The organism is Bacillus songklensis, from assembly GCF_042649685.1.
In the GTDB taxonomy this organism is placed as follows: Bacteria; Bacillota; Bacilli; order Bacillales; family Bacillaceae_H; genus Bacillus_BA; species Bacillus_BA songklensis.
In genome coordinates, this window is record NZ_JBHRZT010000073.1 from 158,340 (window position 1) to 174,768 (window position 16,429).

The window sequence follows — 16,429 nt, forward strand, 5'->3', positions numbered from 1 at the left end:
CGTGGACATCGAAACGTTATTAAGCTATGAATGGACACTAATGACACCGGAATTCATCATTTTGGGCATGGCCACCCTATTGTCTCTCCTGGATCTTTTTGCGGGAAAAAAGCTGCAGCACAAAATACTTGGTTATATTGGATTAGCGGGGATTTTAGCGGCGATTGTATCATTGTTCTTCCTAATCGGGGCCCCATCAGCCAATATTTTAGAGGACACATTTCGTTTAGACGCTTTCGCTAAATTATTTAAGCTTCTGCTGCTAGTTGGTTCAGCTCTTGTCATGTTCATGGCTGTTCAATATGGGCCGGAAGAAGGGTTAACTTATCGGGGAGAATTTTATTATTTGCTTTTAACGGCGTTGCTCGGAGCGATGATGATGACCTCAAGCGGTGATCTCATTACGCTCTTTATCGGCCTGGAACTGCTCTCTCTTTCTTCCTATATTCTTGCGGGAATTAGAAAAGAAAATAAAAAATCCAATGAAGCGGCGATGAAGTATGTCATCAATGGGGGTATTTCCACTGCCTTTATCCTATTTGGAGTCAGTTATGTTTATGGATTGACAGGTTCAACGCGCCTATTGGATATCGCGGCCCAATTGAATCAGCTCACAAATCCGCAATATGAATTCTTATTAGCCATCGCTTTCTTTATGATCTTCATTGGCCTATCATTCAAGCTCGCATCGGTTCCATTCCACATGTGGGCTCCTGATGTATATGAAGGTGCTCCGCTGCCCGTCACCGCCTTTTTAAGCGTCATTTCAAAGACAGCAGGCTTTGTTATTTTGCTTCGGATTTTCATTACGGTATTTGCTAACGTCCCGGCAAAAGAAGGGGAGACCTCTCTTTGGCTTGTCATGCAAGACTATATTGCCTTCTTGGCTGCCGCTACAATGATCATCGGAAATGCGATTGCGTTAAAACAACAAAATATAAAAAGGCTGTTTGCATATTCGAGCATTGCGCATGCCGGTTACATACTTGTCGCATTTACCGTACTATCTCCTTTTGTCCTTGATGCCATATGGTTTTATTTGATGGCCTATTTATTGATGAATGTAGGGGCATTTATTGTCATTCAGCTGGTCACGTCCCATACCAAGTCAGAGGATTTGGGAAGTTTTACTGGATTGTACCGTCGTTCTCCATTTTTGGCGATCGCGATGGGGATTTTTCTGCTATCGCTCGCTGGAATTCCGGGAACAGCAGGTTTTATCGGAAAGCTAAATATTTTCATGGGAGCTCTTGTTACAGAACCAGCACACTATATATTAGCGGGTATCATGATTGCTGCGACTGTTGTTTCTTATTATTACTACTTCGGTATCTTTGTCCAAATATTCTTTCGGCCGGCCGGCCAAACGAGTCACATTGGGATATCTCGCACACTAGTCTTGCCTTTAATTATTTGTGTAACGGGAACGGTCTTACTGGGAATTTTCCCAAACATTGCTTATGAGTTTTTCTTTCACTATTTAGGAAACTTTGAAGACTTTTTCTCTTAAGTTCATTTATGTTTTAATAAAAAGAGAGGCGGCAGCCCTCTCTTTTTTGCGTAGAGTGTTGATCATGAAAGCGGGGCCTTGCCGCCGGTTAGAAAGGGATAGAAGGAAGGGTAGCGATATGTTAGCTGGTGTGGGGCAACAAGCGATTATGACGCTCTGTTCTCATTTGTTTTTTATTGTGGTGACTTGGTGGGCATTACAGGGGTTTCAAATTGAGAAATTAATGAAGCCAAACCGAGTCATTCAAGCAAGGCTTCTGCTGATCTTGCTGACAATCACCATCGGCTCGGCCGTGAGTAACTTTTTTCTGGATTATTTATTTTGGTCCCAACGCATTCCGACACTTTTTTCCTAGGTGCGTAATGACGTATAGATGAAGAGGCTGGCTGAACAAGATGGTAAAACTCCTTGTTCAGCCAGCCTCTGTTATGCTCCTTCTTCTTTCACGCTTGTCATATTGTGGCGAGTTTTTTTATGTATGTCCTTATCCATTCCGGAAAAAATGATGGATAAGGAGAGGGAGTGACGGAATGAGTAAAAAAATTAGTGTCTTTTTGGCTATTTTCTTTCTTGCTTTCTTCATTTATTATGGAAATTATGTGACTGTGGCAACAAAGGAAGAACCAGCACTGCCGCAAATAATAAATATATTAAAGGATCAGCCTGTCCAAATAAACGAGTGGTCTTTATATGCTCGTGAAGCTCTTTCGACAATAAAAGACAAAAAAAGCTTTGAAGCCAAATTTCTTGAGCTGAAAGAGACATTTCCAAGTTTCGATTGGGAAATAAAAGGGGAAAGAGAAACGTGGAGAGCGACCGGTACCTCACAGCATCAAGATTCTTCCTTGAAAGAAGAAATTGAATTAGTTTGGACCCTCAAAAATGAGAGAGCTTATACGTATTTGCTATATAGTGTAAAAGGGGATAAGTGGGAAGACAAGCAGGCACATGAATATGTGGAGACTTACGACAAGCATTATCACAAACTTTTCACATTTAATCCCATAATTTTCTCTTGTGTGAAAGGACAATTCAATGATAAGATTGAAAGTGTTTTGTCACTAAAGGTCCGACAACTATTGGATGAGTTTCAGGCTGTACCGACAGAGTCTTTGATAGAAGAGTCATTTGTTTCGGTGTCAGCATATACTGAAATGTGGAAAGAAGCTCTTCCAACCCGACAACATAGAATGAATCTGCAAATAGGATTGCGAGAGACTGGAATGGGCGGTAAGACGACCTTTGTCGTTGGCACACCTATTATCACGTCTGAATATTAATATAGAGAAAATGGACGCGGAGGGGAATACCTTGGAAAAAATCATCGTCCGCGGCGGAAAAAGGTTGAACGGCACTGTAAAAGTTGAAGGTGCAAAAAATGCTGTTTTGCCTATTATCGCTGCAACCTTATTAGCTAGTGATGGAAAAGTTGTTCTAAATGATGTACCTGCTCTCTCCGATGTATTTACGATTGGTGAGGTATTACGTTACCTTAACGCGGAGGTCAAATTTGAGCAAAATCGTGTTATTGTAGATGCATCTCGAGAGTTAAAAACAGATGCACCTTTTGAATATGTTCGAAAAATGCGCGCATCTGTACTCGTTATGGGTTCACTATTAGCTCGCACAGGTAAGGCTCGTGTAGCATTGCCTGGAGGTTGTGCAATTGGTTCACGACCAATCGATCAGCATTTAAAAGGCTTTGAAGCAATGGGTGCAAAAGTAAAAGTAGGAAATGGCTTTATCGATGCGAAGGTAGACGGCAAATTACACGGAGCAAAAATTTACTTAGACTTCCCAAGTGTTGGAGCAACAGAAAACATTATGATGGCAGCAACACTTGCTGAAGGAACAACCATTGTCGAAAACGTAGCAAAAGAGCCGGAAATCGTAGATTTAGCGAACTTCTTAAATGCGATGGGGGCTAAAGTACGTGGTGCTGGTACAGGCACAATCCGTATAGAAGGTGTTTCTAAATTATACGGTGCTACACATCACATTATTCCTGACCGCATTGAAGCTGGGACCTTTATGGTAGCAGCTGCTATCACGGGCGGAAATGTATTGGTAAAAGGTGCAGTAGCAGAGCACTTAAGCTCACTTATTGCTAAAATGAAAGAAATGGGTGTAACTGTGATTGAAGAGGCAGATGGATTGCGTGTCATCGGTCCTGAATCTTTAAAAGCAGTAGATATCAAAACGATGCCTCACCCTGGTTTCCCTACGGATATGCAATCTCAAATGATGTCCTTATTATTAGCAGCGAACGGCACAAGCATGATTACAGAAACGGTTTTTGAAAATCGTTTTATGCATGTAGAAGAGTTTCGCCGTATGAATGCAGACATTAAAATCGAGGGACGTTCTGTTATTATTAATGGTCCAAGCAAACTTCAAGGGGCCGAAGTAGCAGCAACAGATTTACGTGCAGCGGCAGCTCTTATCTTAGCAGGGCTTGTGGCGGATGGATATACTCGTGTAACGGAGCTTAAGCATCTAGACCGCGGCTACGTGAATTTCCATGAAAAGTTGGCGGCATTAGGTGCTGACATTGAACGAGTCAATGACAAAGTCCAACAAACAGAAAACATTCAACAAGTATCAGATATAAACGTATAATAAAAAGGGGCCGATCAATCGGCTCCTTTTTTCGTTCTCTAGTTTCTCTTGGTTTTGACGAAATGGACCGTTTCCCTAAATCTTCGGTTTTATTCTAATTCACATAGAGGCCCATTTCATGAGGTTTTGCCAATGGAAGAACGGTCCCATTGGCAAAACCTCATGTCATAAAAGGTTGTCCACCTCCATATGTATGAATATGAGGATGTTCCTCAAATTGTATAGATGGAGGATCGATTGTTGATGAAACATGTAAAACCAATTGTCGTGCTAGTGTCATCATTATTTGTCATGATCTTATTAATCCCAACATTATTAGTCATTCCGTTTGCAGATAAGACGAGTGGACAATTAGGTGAGGAACTTCGAACAGCCGAAGCAAAAACGGAGGCTCCTTCAGGTCCCACCGTAGAGGTAGCCGTTTACCGAACGAAAACGAAGCAAATTGAGAAAGTTCCGCTCGAAGATTATGTGTTGGGGGTAGTAGCGGCAGAAATGCCGGCAGAATTTGAGCTGGAAGCGCTAAAAGCGCAAAGTTTAGCTGCCCGCACTTATATCGTTAAGCAGTTGCTCAGTAACAGTGATCCATCTGTCCCAAAAGGAGCAAACGTAACAGATACTGTTCTTCATCAAGTTTATTACAATGAAGAAGATTTGAAGAAAGTATGGGGACGTGATTATGAGTGGAAAATAGAAAAAGTGAGAAAAGCCGTTTCTGAAACAAACGGAAAGATTTTGACATATGAAAATACACCGATTACGGCTGCCTTTTTTTCAACAAGTAACGGATATACCGAGAACTCAGAAGCATACTGGCCTAACTCAGTGCCTTATTTGAAAAGTGTAGCAAGCCCATGGGATAAACAATCACCCAAGTATTTCGATCAAATGGTCATAGATGTCCATGATTTTGAGAAGAAGTTAGGGGTTCGGTTATCGGGGAATGGTACATTAGGCAAGGTTGTTGCACGCACTCCCGGGAAGCGTATAGAATTGGTTTCCATTAACGGAAAAGAGCTATCAGGAAAAGAAATAAGAGAAAAGCTTGACTTGCGTTCTACTGATTTTACTTGGGAGAGAAAAGGGAGCCAGATTATCATCACCACAAAAGGGTACGGACACGGTATTGGAATGAGTCAATATGGAGCGAATGGTATGGCGACGGAAGGGAAGAATTATCAGGATATTGTTACTTATTATTATCAGGGTGCTACCGTTTCCTCATATGATCCATTTTTATCAAAACTGACGGCTAAAAAATAGCGGTCATATAAAGGAAACTTCCATCAGTGGAGGTCTTACTGCCTGCTAATGCGGGATAAAAACCACCTTCCTCTAAGGGTTGTAATCGATGAGGAAGGTGGTTTTTTTAGTATTCAAACATGGCTCTTCTAACATACAAGTATCGGTGTCAGCTCTGATCAGTTAGACCCATCCTGTAATTGAAGGCTTTCATTAGTAGGTTGACCTTATTTTTTCCTTTTATGTATAGGCTTTTTTTAAATCGGGTACATAGATTTTTTGGTTTTGTCGAAAAATAATCTAAAAAATTTTTTTCTTTGTGTATATATCCTCGCATTTCTGTTCAGAATGGTTGCTGAGGTGATAATCATGAGAGAGGAAGAAAAGAAACGTATTTCTCAACCAACAGCAATTCAAAAATTTTTCAGAAAGCGCTGGGTATTTCCTGCAATTTATCTTATTAGTGCAGCGCTTATCTTAACAGCTGTTCTTTGGTTCCAAGCTAACGGCGACAAGAATGGAAAAAATGGAACAGATGAATTATCGGAAGGTACAGCATACAACGGAGAAGAACCAGCAGTTGAAGTGAACAAACAATTAGAGCATTTGGAAATGCCGGTACAGGATTCTGAGTCTGTTGTTGTACAAACCAAGTATTACGATGACAAAGCATCAAAAGAGGATCAGGAAGCCGCATTAGTTTTTTATAATAATACGTACCATCCAAACACAGGGATTGACCTTGTGATGAAGGACGGAAAGTCTTTTGATGTAGTAGCGGCAGCCAGCGGTACTGTTACAAAAGCTGAAAAAGATCCAATTCTTGGCTATGTCGTTGAAGTAGATCACCAAGACGGCATTGTGACTCACTATCAATCATTGGCGAATGTGGAAGTTGAAGCTGGTGATACAGTGAAACAAGGTGAAGTGATCGCAAAATCAGGCCAGAGCTTATTTAATAAAGAAGCTAAAACCCACGTACACTTTGAAGTTCGTAAAGACGGCCAACCTTTAAATCCAAATGATTTTATTGGTAAACCTTTAACGGCTATCAAAGAACAAAAAGCAAGTGATTCAACTGAATCAACAGAACCAACTGAATCAACAGAACCAACTGAATCAACAGAACCAACTGAATCAGCAGAACCAACTGAATCAACTTCAACGGAATCAAGCGAGCCAAGTGAATCTACTACAAATACAGAAGAACAAAACAACAAAAACGCATCTGAAAATGCTGAACAACCATCTACAGATAATGAAGACAAAAAATCTGAAGAAGATAGCAAAAATGTAGATCAAGAGAAGAAAGAAGAAGGAACTAAACCTTCGTCTGATGCTTCAGATACGAATACAAACGCATAATCTGTAAATCCGCATAACCAAAAGGACATGGATGCTTTTTATCCATGTCCGTTTAATTATGTCGACTTTTATAAATAACACCAGTGGAGGAAAAATGTCTCCCGGGTGCTATGGTTGTTCGACAAACTGGTGGAAACAAGACAAATTTCTTGAGAAATGGCAAATTCCATTATGGTTTTACAAACAAAAAAATAAAGTTAAAAAAAGTCAGATTTCCATACTTTTTAGGTGAAGAACATAATATTTTTTAAAAAATCTGATAAATTCCTTGTCCGCCTTGAGTTTTGTAGCATATATCTTCACCCAAGCTAATAAAATGTTACAAACCTAACAAAGAGAGTGTATGAGGTGAGGAATCGTGACGGCCTTCGAAGGTTTGATAAAACAATGACAAACACTTCTTCGTTGTGTGGAAAAGCGACTCTCATTTCACGCCTCTCACATCCAATTTGGGGAGGGCGAGTGGTGTGCACGATTACATCAAAGAGAGAACTATCAAGATTGGAAAGTATATCGTAGAGACGAAAAAAACCGTTCGTGTCATTGCGAAGGAATTTGGTGTCTCTAAAAGTACAGTCCATAAAGATTTAACAGAAAGACTCCCGGAAATCAATCCTGAACTAGCAAATGAAGTAAAAGAGATTCTTGATTATCATAAATCCATCAGACATCTTCGCGGAGGGGAAGCGACAAAATTAAAATATAAAAAGGAGGAGTTACAGGAGGAACCAGTCCAGTAAATAAAAAAGTACCGGAACGGACAATGGATTCTAGGATGCGCAATGAAAAAGCCTAGAACCCCTTGTCCGTTTTAATTATATTAAAGAAGCCGGCTCAAAATTCTCTAATTTCATTTTATAACCATTTTAAAATAAATCTGCATGATAAGTTAATTTATGATAAAATATTAAATTAGGTAAAAAAGCATGGAAATCATATCAAGTGAAACTTCCATCAAGGAATGCTTCGATGCACAGCATGTGCTGGCAAAGACTTGTGAAATACATGAACGTACAAACAAAGGCGCCATACTCCTAGTCTTGGTTCCTTGACTGATGGTTAGTTAAACGAAGTAGGTTCTTTGGAGGGGTTCATTCTGCTTAAGGGATGGATAATTTTACCGTCCAATAGAGCAAAATAGTATGGAACTTCCATCAGTGGAGTTGGTCTCCGGTCTCCCTGATGGTTGTTTCTATGGGCGATTATCCTGCTTAGAGAAGCGCGGCGGTTATCCTTGCTCAGAAAATGGAGGATTTTACCGCCCGTTAGAACGGGATTGAGTGAAACTTCCATCAGGGGGAGTTCGTCATCCCCGTGATGGTTAGTGGAACTAATTGAGTTCGTTAGAACGGTTATGCTCACTTAGGGAAGTGAATGTTCTATCGCTCATTAGAACGGGACAAAGACTCGTTTGACGGAAGGAGGATATATGATTATGTTAGCAAAAGACATTGGAATTGACCTTGGTACGGCTAATGTATTAATTCATGTAAAAGGAAAAGGAATCGTATTAAATGAGCCTTCAGTAGTGGCCATTGATCGAAATACTGGGAGAGTATTCGCGGTAGGGGAAGAAGCAAGACGAATGGTAGGGCGTACCCCTGGAAACATTGTCGCGATTCGACCTTTAAAAGACGGAGTGATCGCTGATTTTGATGTTACAGAAGCAATGCTTAAGCATTTTATCAATAAATTGAATGTCAAAGGATTTTTATCTAAACCCCGCATTTTAATTTGCTGCCCAACCAACATTACGTCTGTCGAGCAAAAAGCTATTCGCGAAGCAGCGGAAAAAAGCGGCGGTAAAAAAGTTTATTTAGAAGAAGAGCCTAAAATCGCTGCGATTGGAGCGGGTATGGACATTTTCCAACCGAGCGGGAATATGGTAGTCGATATTGGCGGCGGAACAACAGATGTAGCGGTTTTATCCATGGGGGATATTGTAACGTCGTCTTCGATTAAAACAGCGGGAGATAAATTTGACCACGAAATTCTTAATTATGTGAAACGTGAATACAAACTTTTGATAGGTGAGCGTACAGCGGAAGATATCAAAATAAAAATCGGTACCGTATTCCCAGGGTCGCGTGATGAAGAAATTGATATTCGCGGAAGAGACATGGTCAGTGGATTGCCGCGTACGATTACAATAAAATCCCATGAGGTGGAAGGCGCGCTTCGTGAATCAGTTGCTTCAATTGTCCAAGCTTCTAAAAGCGTTTTAGAACGTACCCCTCCAGAACTTTCAGCGGATATCATTGACCGGGGCGTTATTTTAACCGGTGGCGGGGCTTTATTGCATGGAATCGATCAGCTGTTGGCTGAAGAGTTAAAGGTCCCTGTGTTGATCGCAGAGAACCCGATGGATTGTGTAGCAATCGGAACCGGCATTATGCTAGACAATATGGATAAATTACCACGCCGCCAACTTATTTAGTTTTTTCCACAGATGACGATAAATTAAACGTATAGTTTAGTTCTCTGTAAAGGATGAGGAAAAATGTTCAAAGGTTTTTACACAGCAACAACAGGGATGCTTTCACAGCAACGAAAATCGGATATGTTGACAAACAATATGGCGAATGCAAACACACCCGGATTCAAGGCCGATCAGGCTTCCCTCAGAGCCTTTCCGGAAATGCTTCTCCAGCAGCTCCAAAGCAACGGAGTTCCCGGTAAAGACAAATCCCAGTGGACAGGAAAGAAAGAAGTAGGTTTGCTTAATACGGGGGTATATGTGCAAGAGGTTACCCCTAATTTTGCACAAGGTGATGTGAGGGAAACCGGGCGGCGGACAGATGTCGCTCTAATAAATCGTATAGTCCCTGTTAATGAGGAAGGTGTAAAAGGGACATTTTTCTTTACCGTCAGGGATGAAAACAATTCAATCCGTTATACAAGAAACGGGAACTTCACTCTTGATGGACAAGGATTTTTAACAACAAATGAAGGCTTGTATGTCATGGATCGAAATAATCAACCAATTCAGCTGCAAGGTACCGATTTTCAAATCAATTCTCAAGGTACTGTTATGGAAAATGGCCAATCAGTAGCCCAACTGAATATTGCTATGACGGAAAATGCCAATAGCATGATGAAAGAAGGAAATGGCTTATATCGGACAGATAATGAACTTCCCCTCCCGTCAGCTTTTGGAAATCCGGCTGTTAGCTTTGATATACAGCAAGGATCATTAGAACGCTCAAATGTAGATGTCACTCAAACGATGACAGAATTATTAAGTGCCTATCGCGCTTTTGAGGCAAATCAAAAGATTGTCCAGGCCTATGACCGCAGCATGGAGAAAGCCGCCAATGAGATTGGCCGTTTACGTTAAGAACAGGTTAAACGCTAAAGCAGGGGGAGTTTACATTGAACCGCTCTATGATTAATGCATCCAATACAATGACTCAATTACAGCATCAACTTGATTTAATTAGCCATAATATGTCCAACGTCAATACAACGGGATATAAACGCCAGGAAGCTAATTTCAGTGACATGCTGTATCAGCAGTTTGATAATCAGCTGAATATCGGAAAGGAAAACGGAAGAAACACTCCTTATGGAATCCGCCAGGGAGTAGGTGCTAAATTAGCCCATACGAACATTCAGACAAATCAGGGAGCCTTGAAAAAAACAGAAAGACTTCTGGATGTAGCCCTGACAAAAGAAAACTTTTTCTTTAAAGTATTAGTGAATGAAAATGGCCGGCAAGCTGTACGCTATACGAGAGATGGATCGTTTCATTTGGCATCGATGACCAATAACCGATTCATGCTGACAGATTCACAAGGAAATGCCATTCTGGATCAGAACAATAAACCAATTGTAGTACAAGGCCCCATTCAAAACATCCGAATTGAGCCGAATGGAAACGTTGCGGCTGTATCAGCTAACGGTGATACTCCGAATCAGGTATTTGAGCTTGGGGTCGTTCAGGTGAAAAGACCTCACTTGCTGCAAGGGGCAGGAAATAACTTATTTGGACTTCCAGATTTAAATGCCTTAAATTTAACAATGAAGGATGTTGTACAAGAGGCACGGGGGACACAACGGTCTGATTTAGACATTCAGCAGGGTGTACTGGAAGAATCGAATGTAGACTTAGCCGCAGAAATGTCAGAGTTGCTATTAACACAGAAATCGTATCAGTTTAATGCAAAATCCATTTCTGTTGCCGATCAAATGATGGGGCTCGTCAACGGTCTTCGCTCTTAAAGGGAAGAATAAATAAAATGAAATTTCATCAGAGAGGCACCCTGATGATTAGTTGAATGAATCGAGCTAAGTTATCCCTCTTATGAAAAGCGGGAGTTCTAATGCTCCTTAGAGGGGGATAAAACAAGGAAGGAGAATGGTTATCATGCTTGATATTCAAGAAATTAAAAACATAATTCCACATCGCTATCCTTTTTTATTAGTTGATCGCATTCTAGAAGTGGAAGAAGGGAAATCAGCTGTTGGCATTAAAAATGTATCTGCCAATGAAGAGTTTTTTAATGGTCACTTTCCAGATTATCCGGTGATGCCGGGAGTGCTTATCGTTGAAGCGCTTGCTCAAGTAGGTGCTGTTGCCATGTTGAAAAAAGAGGAAAACCGCGGACGTTTAGCTTTCTTCACAGGAATCGATAACTGCCGTTTCAAAAAGCAAGTGAAACCGGGTGACCAGCTTCGACTAGAAGTGGAAATGGTACGAGTGCGCGGATCGATTGGAAAAGGCAAAGGAACCGCTACTGTTGATGGAGAAATCGTGTGTGAAGCGGAAATCATGTTCGCGCTTGGAGAAAAGCAGGCATAATCCTTAATCTTAATGTTTTAATGAACTGATTTAGTACATAAAAGCTGCTCTTTTGAGTGGCTTTTTTTATTTGTTGAAAGATAATACATAATTCCATATATATGGGGAATGATAAGCAAAGACCAAACAATAGAATGCAGGTCATGCATAATCGTAGAAAGGAGAATGACTATGAATAAAAAATGGTTTCTCATGCTAACAGGTACATTGTTATCTGCCATGTTGATGGTGGGCTGTAACAATAATGATCAGGAGCCGCCTCCGGAAGATGATCGAAATGAGGATCAAGCTCCGGCAGATCAAAATGATACAAATAACAACAATGACAACAATGACACAAACGATCTGAATGGCGATACAGATGCTGAAAATGACATGGCACCTGGTGTCGATGAAAATGACACAATCAACAAAGATGATGAAAAAGATGCGGATCCAGATCCGGAAGACGCAGTAGAAGATCCAAGAGATTTGAATGATGAAGACAACAAAGACGAATGATAGTGAAAGCCGGTTTCTTTAAAAGGAATCGGCTTATTACATGTTGGGTTTAAGAATAAAAAATATCCAAAAATACCCATTGTCGAAAATTTCCTTCAGTGATGACAGTCACTTTAAAGTCTGCTAAAATTATAAATTAGTCAGATAATAGTTTGGGGGTACTTTTCATCGATGTTTAAAAACTTGCCACAAGGTACAAAAATTAGTATCACGCGTTCTATCCATGTCGCATTTGAACAGTACATGAGCAAAATCGAATGGAATGAAGAGAAGTATGATACGGAAGAGTTTATTCGCGAGTGGAGAAGGTACATAGAGAATCACGCATCCTGGTTTGAACGGCTTAGTAATGAAGATAAAGCGGATTCTACGTTTCATGAAGAGTTAGCAGGTAAAATTAATAGCACAATCGAGAAGATTGTCAATGAGGCACCAACGAACGAGCAGATGGAGCGATTGAATGCCCTTTTAGCAGAAAAGGGATTAGACGATGTGACATATTCTTGTAAAGCGGAAGCAAAATATTGGATCGAGAAATTAACGAACGAGTAAAAGCGCAGGCGTCCCCTGCGTTTTTTTGTTATATAGGTCACTAAAATAGCAAATGAAAACAATCTCCTATTTTTCCATGGCTACCGCTTTTTCGAGCAACGCTTGAATAAGAGGCAGCAGTTTCTTTTGAGACTTGGAAGGAAGCTTGGATAATTGCTGTAATTGATTTTCAATCTTCGGATATTCTTTTAAAAAAAGCAGTAAGCTATGCGCGTTGTCATTCAAAGGATTATCGATAAAATCATATGTGCTCTGAATTTCTTGTAAGGTTTCTTGCTTACGCTTTTTTTGTTTTCTCCCGACTAATTGATCCAAGCTAATTTGAAAGAAATCACAAAGGACAATGACATCGCGGAGTGAAGGCTCCTGATGATTTCTCTCCCATTTTGATAATGTAGAACGGGAAATGTTCAAATGTTCAGCCAGTTCTCCTTGAGTTAATCCTGCATTCTCGCGGTAAAATCTCAAATTATAGGCTAGATTTGACAATTCAATCACCATTCTTTCCTGATACATATGTATTTACAAAAATTCGTGTACTTTTCACGTTCCAATCAGGAACACAAATCGTAATGTGAAGAATTAGAACATTTTTATCAGAAAATTCAAATATTATGAATAAAAATACAATATGTTGAAAACAAAAACAGAAGGGAACATTTAGTCGAAAATGGTAAATAATTGTAAGAATGTATAAAAAATGAATAGGATTTTGAGTGAAAAAACGACAAATTTTTTATCTTTATGTAGAACAATCAAGAAATTTGTAGAAGAAAGTACGACATTGGATTTATCAACATCTATAAGTCATCTAACGCAGGTTGAAAAATAGGAAAAATGTATTATGATGAAATAGAATCAACGAGAAAAGGAGGAGAAACCGTAGTGAGATTTTATCTGAAAAGACCTGTTCTTCGGAATGTTGAGGACGATAGTAAACGCTGGAATTATGATCACCTGATTTTAGGGAAACAAATTCAAATCAGCGTCTTTGATCCCCTTCAACAACACAAGACATTCAATAAAAAAATAGAAAGGTCTTGAATACCGTGCTTTCCATCCAATAAGGCGTTGCATTTGGTTTCCCGCATGACTGGATTCATTGCCGTTGTCACTTATTTAATGGATGAACGGGTTTTCCGCTTCTCGTAAAGCCTGCGCTTAAATTCTTGAAGCAAAGCATCCCCGCTTAATCCCTGCTCAATTAAGTCTTCTAAAATCATTTCTGGAGAATGGGCCTTATTACCTGTTAATAACCCTTTGAACAATACGCTGAAATGCTGCTTCATTTTTGTGATGCCAATTATGCTGGCGGAAAAGTTTGCAGGGGCGTTGCTTTTCTTGGAAATGGTTGCTTGTAGTTTTACCTGTTGATGTTGTTTGGAGAGTTCTTCGAAGTAGGAAAGATATGTGTTAGGAAGTAAAGCCTCGATAATCCAATGATTTTCCTCATTTTCTTTATTAATGATCAGCCCATCTATAAGTTCCATTGTTTGATAATTAGTGTCTTTGGAATTTGAAGAAGCGGCTTCTAACGCAACAAGTTTAAAAGTTTTCATCCAATCCCCCCATTTATTCCATGTTTTAAGTGTCCCCATCTATTATAACACAATAATTGTAAATTATTGAGAATAAAAGTCCCCTACGGCATAAGGAGATGAGAAACGATGATGAATCAAACTATTTTAGTTGGGAGATTAACGAAAGACCCCGACTTGCGTTACACCTCGGAGGGTGTTCCTTTTTGTTTTATTACCGTGGCTGTCCCGAGAGATTTTCGAAATCAAAATGGTGAAATCGGCACCGATTTTATTACGGTCACATTATGGAGAAAAAGCGCAGAGAGCGCTGCACAGCGTTGCCAAAAAGGAACTCTGGTTGGAATTAAAGGACGCGTTCAGACGAGAAGTTACGAAAAGGAACAAAATCAAAAAACGTATGTCACAGAGGTGGTGGCAGAACAAATCAAGTTTTTAAGTCATACGGTTTCGGTGAATGTATAAAAGGAACAAAGGCTAAAATCGCGACGTCCTGTCACAACGCCTTTGCTAGTACAATCCTGTACGTCGGAAGACTAAAAACGCGACGTCGTGTCGCAACGTCTTCGCTAGCACGTCCTGTGCGTCGAAAGGCTAAAATCGCGATGTCAATCACCACGCCTTTGCTAGTACAATCCTGTACGTCGAAAGACTAAAATGTCGATGTCCGATCGTGTGAGATGCCTTTCCTTTGCTTATATGTCCGTGCACTTCACAAATCTCCCTCATATAATCCTATGCATCGACAGAAAGGAGGTGATTTCCACTAGCAACTTTCACATCTTCTCCCATTTACTTTTACGTTTTGTAAAAGCCCCTTCGTAAAGAAGAGGAGAAAGAAACCTTTTCTTTTTCAAGCATTCTACTAGAAAGAAAATGATTCTTCGTTTGCCCCCCCCTTTTTATTTGCCCGATTAGCCCCAACTAATCGGGCATTTTTCGTTTAAAACAGAAAAGGATTTGTCATGAGAAACCCAAGATTTTCATGACAAATCCTTTCATTGTCGCTTTATTGCGTCAAGCGTTTCGATCCTAAATAACGGACTTTCCAGTAACTGCTATCCAAGCTTGCGATTGTAACGCCGTTTGAAGTTCCAGCATGGATAAATTGTCCGTTTCCTATGTAAATACCCATGTGAGAAGGGCCTGCTTGGTATGTAGAGAAGAAGACGAAGTCTCCAAGTTGAGGCTGGCTTACGGAAGTGGATTGGCTCCAATAATCCGCTGTACTCAGTCGCTTAACAGGTGCTTGTTTGTTTAATACATAGTAAATCAAACCGCTGCAATCAAATCCTGACGGTGTAGTGCCTCCCCATTTATAAGGTGTGCCCATAACAGCTTTTGCATCATTAATCAACTTTGTAAAATCAATTTGGATCTTTTGGGAAGCCGGTTCAGGAGCAGCCGGTGTTTCTTTTGCTTTTTCATTGAGAGAAATGGAGGGAGAACCTTTTACCTTTAATGTCTGGTTCACATAAATCGTATTTGAACGCAATAAGTTCAAGTCTTTTAACTCAGCAACGGTCAAGTTAAAACGTTGGGCAATTTTCCATATTGAGTCACCGGGTTGAACCGTATATGTATCTGCTTCTGATCCAGGAGAAATCGCCTCATTCGATGAGGGGGCAGAAACAGGGGCGGGCCGGATCTCCTTTTGTTCTGGTGCAGGCGTCTTGGACGGCTCGCCTTTTACTTTTAGCACCTGGTTGACATATATGGTATTGGATCGCAATAAATTCAATGTTTTTAGCTCAGCAACGGTCATATTAAAACGTTGCGCCACTTTCCATAATGTATCCCCGCTCTGGGTGGTGTAGGTGCTTTCCGTTTCTTGAACGGATGATTTCGCTGGCTTTACAGGGCTTTTCATTTCCATAAGGGAAGAGACGGATGTCTGCTTAAAAGTTGGAATTTTTAGTTTTTGTCCTGTGTAAATAGAGTCAGATGTTAAATGGTTGACAGATTTAAGCTCGGCTACTGTCGTCTTATAAGTTTTGGAGAGCGACCATAGGGTGTCACCGGGCTTAACTTCAATAGAATCAGAATCAGCATGGGCAGGGCTTTGAAACAACACAATTCCACCTAAAGCCGCAAAAGTGGAGACCGAAAGAACTTTCCTTTTCATGAGCATCCTCCTGTAAAAGGTATTATCTATATAAATCCACATAAATCATTAGACATGAATAAAAAGCCATCCATGTCCAATGATTTACGCATAAGCATTCGCCAATTTCCCTTTCGGGCCCTTGTCGAATGCTTATACGAGAACCTTTTTTGCTTATTCAAAGCTGTCAGTACAGA

The 16,429-nt window shown here is 40.3% G+C and carries 17 protein-coding genes; 14 read left to right on the forward strand and 3 right to left on the reverse strand.

What is annotated here, in order from left to right; genetic code table 11:
• Position 1 precedes the first annotated feature (1 nt).
• From nuoN to ACFOU2_RS24090, 13 genes are all read left to right on the forward strand, one after another.
• Positions 2–1,510, forward strand: coding sequence for an NADH-quinone oxidoreductase subunit NuoN (gene nuoN / locus ACFOU2_RS24030; RefSeq protein WP_377918859.1), 1,509 nt, complete (start codon positions 2–4; stop codon positions 1,508–1,510).
• 118 nt (positions 1,511–1,628) lie between these two features.
• Positions 1,629–1,865 carry a DUF1146 family protein gene (locus tag ACFOU2_RS24035; RefSeq protein WP_377918860.1) on the forward strand — a complete coding sequence of 79 codons (237 nt, stop codon included), beginning with the start codon at positions 1,629–1,631 and terminating at the stop codon, positions 1,863–1,865.
• 175 nt (positions 1,866–2,040) lie between these two features.
• A complete protein-coding gene (locus ACFOU2_RS24040) occupies positions 2,041–2,790 on the forward strand; it encodes a YwmB family TATA-box binding protein (protein ID WP_377918861.1) in 750 nt (249 codons plus the stop codon).
• A gap of 31 nt (positions 2,791–2,821) precedes the next feature.
• A complete protein-coding gene (gene murA, locus ACFOU2_RS24045; protein ID WP_377918862.1) occupies positions 2,822–4,129 on the forward strand; it encodes a UDP-N-acetylglucosamine 1-carboxyvinyltransferase in 1,308 nt (435 codons plus the stop codon).
• A gap of 243 nt (positions 4,130–4,372) precedes the next feature.
• The gene (gene spoIID / locus ACFOU2_RS24050; RefSeq protein WP_377918863.1) at positions 4,373–5,392 is read left to right on the forward strand and encodes a stage II sporulation protein D; all 1,020 of its coding nucleotides are present in this window, start codon (positions 4,373–4,375) and stop codon (positions 5,390–5,392) included.
• A gap of 348 nt (positions 5,393–5,740) precedes the next feature.
• Positions 5,741–6,736, forward strand: a complete 996-nt coding sequence (locus ACFOU2_RS24055; protein ID WP_377918864.1) for a peptidoglycan DD-metalloendopeptidase family protein — start codon at positions 5,741–5,743, stop codon at positions 6,734–6,736.
• 467 nt (positions 6,737–7,203) lie between these two features.
• A complete protein-coding gene (spoIIID, locus tag ACFOU2_RS24060; RefSeq protein ID WP_377918865.1) occupies positions 7,204–7,476 on the forward strand; it encodes a sporulation transcriptional regulator SpoIIID in 273 nt (90 codons plus the stop codon).
• Between the two features lie 695 nt (positions 7,477–8,171).
• Positions 8,172–9,173: a rod shape-determining protein gene (gene mreB, locus ACFOU2_RS24065; protein ID WP_377918866.1), complete on the forward strand. Its 1,002-nt coding sequence runs from the start codon at positions 8,172–8,174 to the stop codon at positions 9,171–9,173.
• A 63-nt stretch (positions 9,174–9,236) separates the two neighbouring features.
• A complete protein-coding gene (locus tag ACFOU2_RS24070; RefSeq protein ID WP_377918867.1) occupies positions 9,237–10,073 on the forward strand; it encodes a flagellar hook-basal body protein in 837 nt (278 codons plus the stop codon).
• Positions 10,074–10,108: 35 nt separating this feature from the next.
• Positions 10,109–10,957 carry a flagellar hook-basal body protein gene (locus ACFOU2_RS24075; protein ID WP_377918868.1) on the forward strand — a complete coding sequence of 283 codons (849 nt, stop codon included), beginning with the start codon at positions 10,109–10,111 and terminating at the stop codon, positions 10,955–10,957.
• A gap of 145 nt (positions 10,958–11,102) precedes the next feature.
• Positions 11,103–11,537, forward strand: coding sequence for a 3-hydroxyacyl-ACP dehydratase FabZ (gene fabZ, locus ACFOU2_RS24080; protein WP_377918869.1), 435 nt, complete (start codon positions 11,103–11,105; stop codon positions 11,535–11,537).
• 171 nt (positions 11,538–11,708) lie between these two features.
• Complete coding sequence (locus ACFOU2_RS24085) at positions 11,709–12,038, forward strand: hypothetical protein (protein WP_377918870.1); 330 nt, start codon at positions 11,709–11,711, stop codon at positions 12,036–12,038.
• A 171-nt stretch (positions 12,039–12,209) separates the two neighbouring features.
• Positions 12,210–12,590, forward strand: a complete 381-nt coding sequence (locus tag ACFOU2_RS24090) for a hypothetical protein (RefSeq protein ID WP_377918871.1) — start codon at positions 12,210–12,212, stop codon at positions 12,588–12,590.
• 66 nt (positions 12,591–12,656) lie between these two features.
• Here ACFOU2_RS24090 and ACFOU2_RS24095 read toward each other — a convergent pair whose 3' ends face one another.
• Positions 12,657–13,088, reverse strand: coding sequence for a helix-turn-helix domain-containing protein (locus ACFOU2_RS24095; protein ID WP_377918872.1), 432 nt, complete (start codon positions 13,086–13,088; stop codon positions 12,657–12,659).
• 617 nt (positions 13,089–13,705) lie between these two features.
• Entirely contained in the window at positions 13,706–14,149 is a 444-nt protein-coding gene (locus tag ACFOU2_RS24100; RefSeq protein ID WP_377918873.1) for a YwpF-like family protein, read from the reverse strand.
• Between the two features lie 108 nt (positions 14,150–14,257).
• Here ACFOU2_RS24100 and ACFOU2_RS24105 point away from each other — a divergent pair, with 108 nt between their 5' ends.
• Positions 14,258–14,593 carry a single-stranded DNA-binding protein gene (locus ACFOU2_RS24105; protein WP_377918874.1) on the forward strand — a complete coding sequence of 112 codons (336 nt, stop codon included), beginning with the start codon at positions 14,258–14,260 and terminating at the stop codon, positions 14,591–14,593.
• Between the two features lie 544 nt (positions 14,594–15,137).
• Here ACFOU2_RS24105 and ACFOU2_RS24110 read toward each other — a convergent pair.
• Positions 15,138–16,253 (reverse strand): C40 family peptidase, encoded by a 1,116-nt coding sequence (locus ACFOU2_RS24110; protein ID WP_377918875.1) that lies wholly within the window; start codon positions 16,251–16,253, stop codon positions 15,138–15,140.
• Between the last annotated feature and the right edge of the window lie 176 nt (positions 16,254–16,429).

Bases quoted from the DNA above. Each gene is read 5' to 3' on its own strand.
- ACFOU2_RS24035 (WP_377918860.1), top strand. From the start codon at position 1,629: ATGTTAGCTGGTGTGGGGCAACAAGCGATTATGACGCTCTGTTCTCAT.
- ACFOU2_RS24040 (WP_377918861.1), top strand. From the start codon at position 2,041: ATGAGTAAAAAAATTAGTGTCTTTTTGGCTATTTTCTTTCTTGCTTTC.
- spoIID (WP_377918863.1), top strand. From the start codon at position 4,373: ATGAAACATGTAAAACCAATTGTCGTGCTAGTGTCATCATTATTTGTC.
- ACFOU2_RS24055 (WP_377918864.1), top strand. From the start codon at position 5,741: ATGAGAGAGGAAGAAAAGAAACGTATTTCTCAACCAACAGCAATTCAA.
- mreB (WP_377918866.1), top strand. From the start codon at position 8,172: ATGTTAGCAAAAGACATTGGAATTGACCTTGGTACGGCTAATGTATTA.
- ACFOU2_RS24070 (WP_377918867.1), top strand. From the start codon at position 9,237: ATGTTCAAAGGTTTTTACACAGCAACAACAGGGATGCTTTCACAGCAA.
- fabZ (WP_377918869.1), top strand. From the start codon at position 11,103: ATGCTTGATATTCAAGAAATTAAAAACATAATTCCACATCGCTATCCT.
- ACFOU2_RS24085 (WP_377918870.1), top strand. From the start codon at position 11,709: ATGAATAAAAAATGGTTTCTCATGCTAACAGGTACATTGTTATCTGCC.
- ACFOU2_RS24090 (WP_377918871.1), top strand. From the start codon at position 12,210: ATGTTTAAAAACTTGCCACAAGGTACAAAAATTAGTATCACGCGTTCT.
- ACFOU2_RS24100 (WP_377918873.1), bottom strand. From the start codon at position 14,149: ATGAAAACTTTTAAACTTGTTGCGTTAGAAGCCGCTTCTTCAAATTCC.
- ACFOU2_RS24105 (WP_377918874.1), top strand. From the start codon at position 14,258: ATGATGAATCAAACTATTTTAGTTGGGAGATTAACGAAAGACCCCGAC.
- ACFOU2_RS24110 (WP_377918875.1), bottom strand. From the start codon at position 16,253: ATGAAAAGGAAAGTTCTTTCGGTCTCCACTTTTGCGGCTTTAGGTGGA.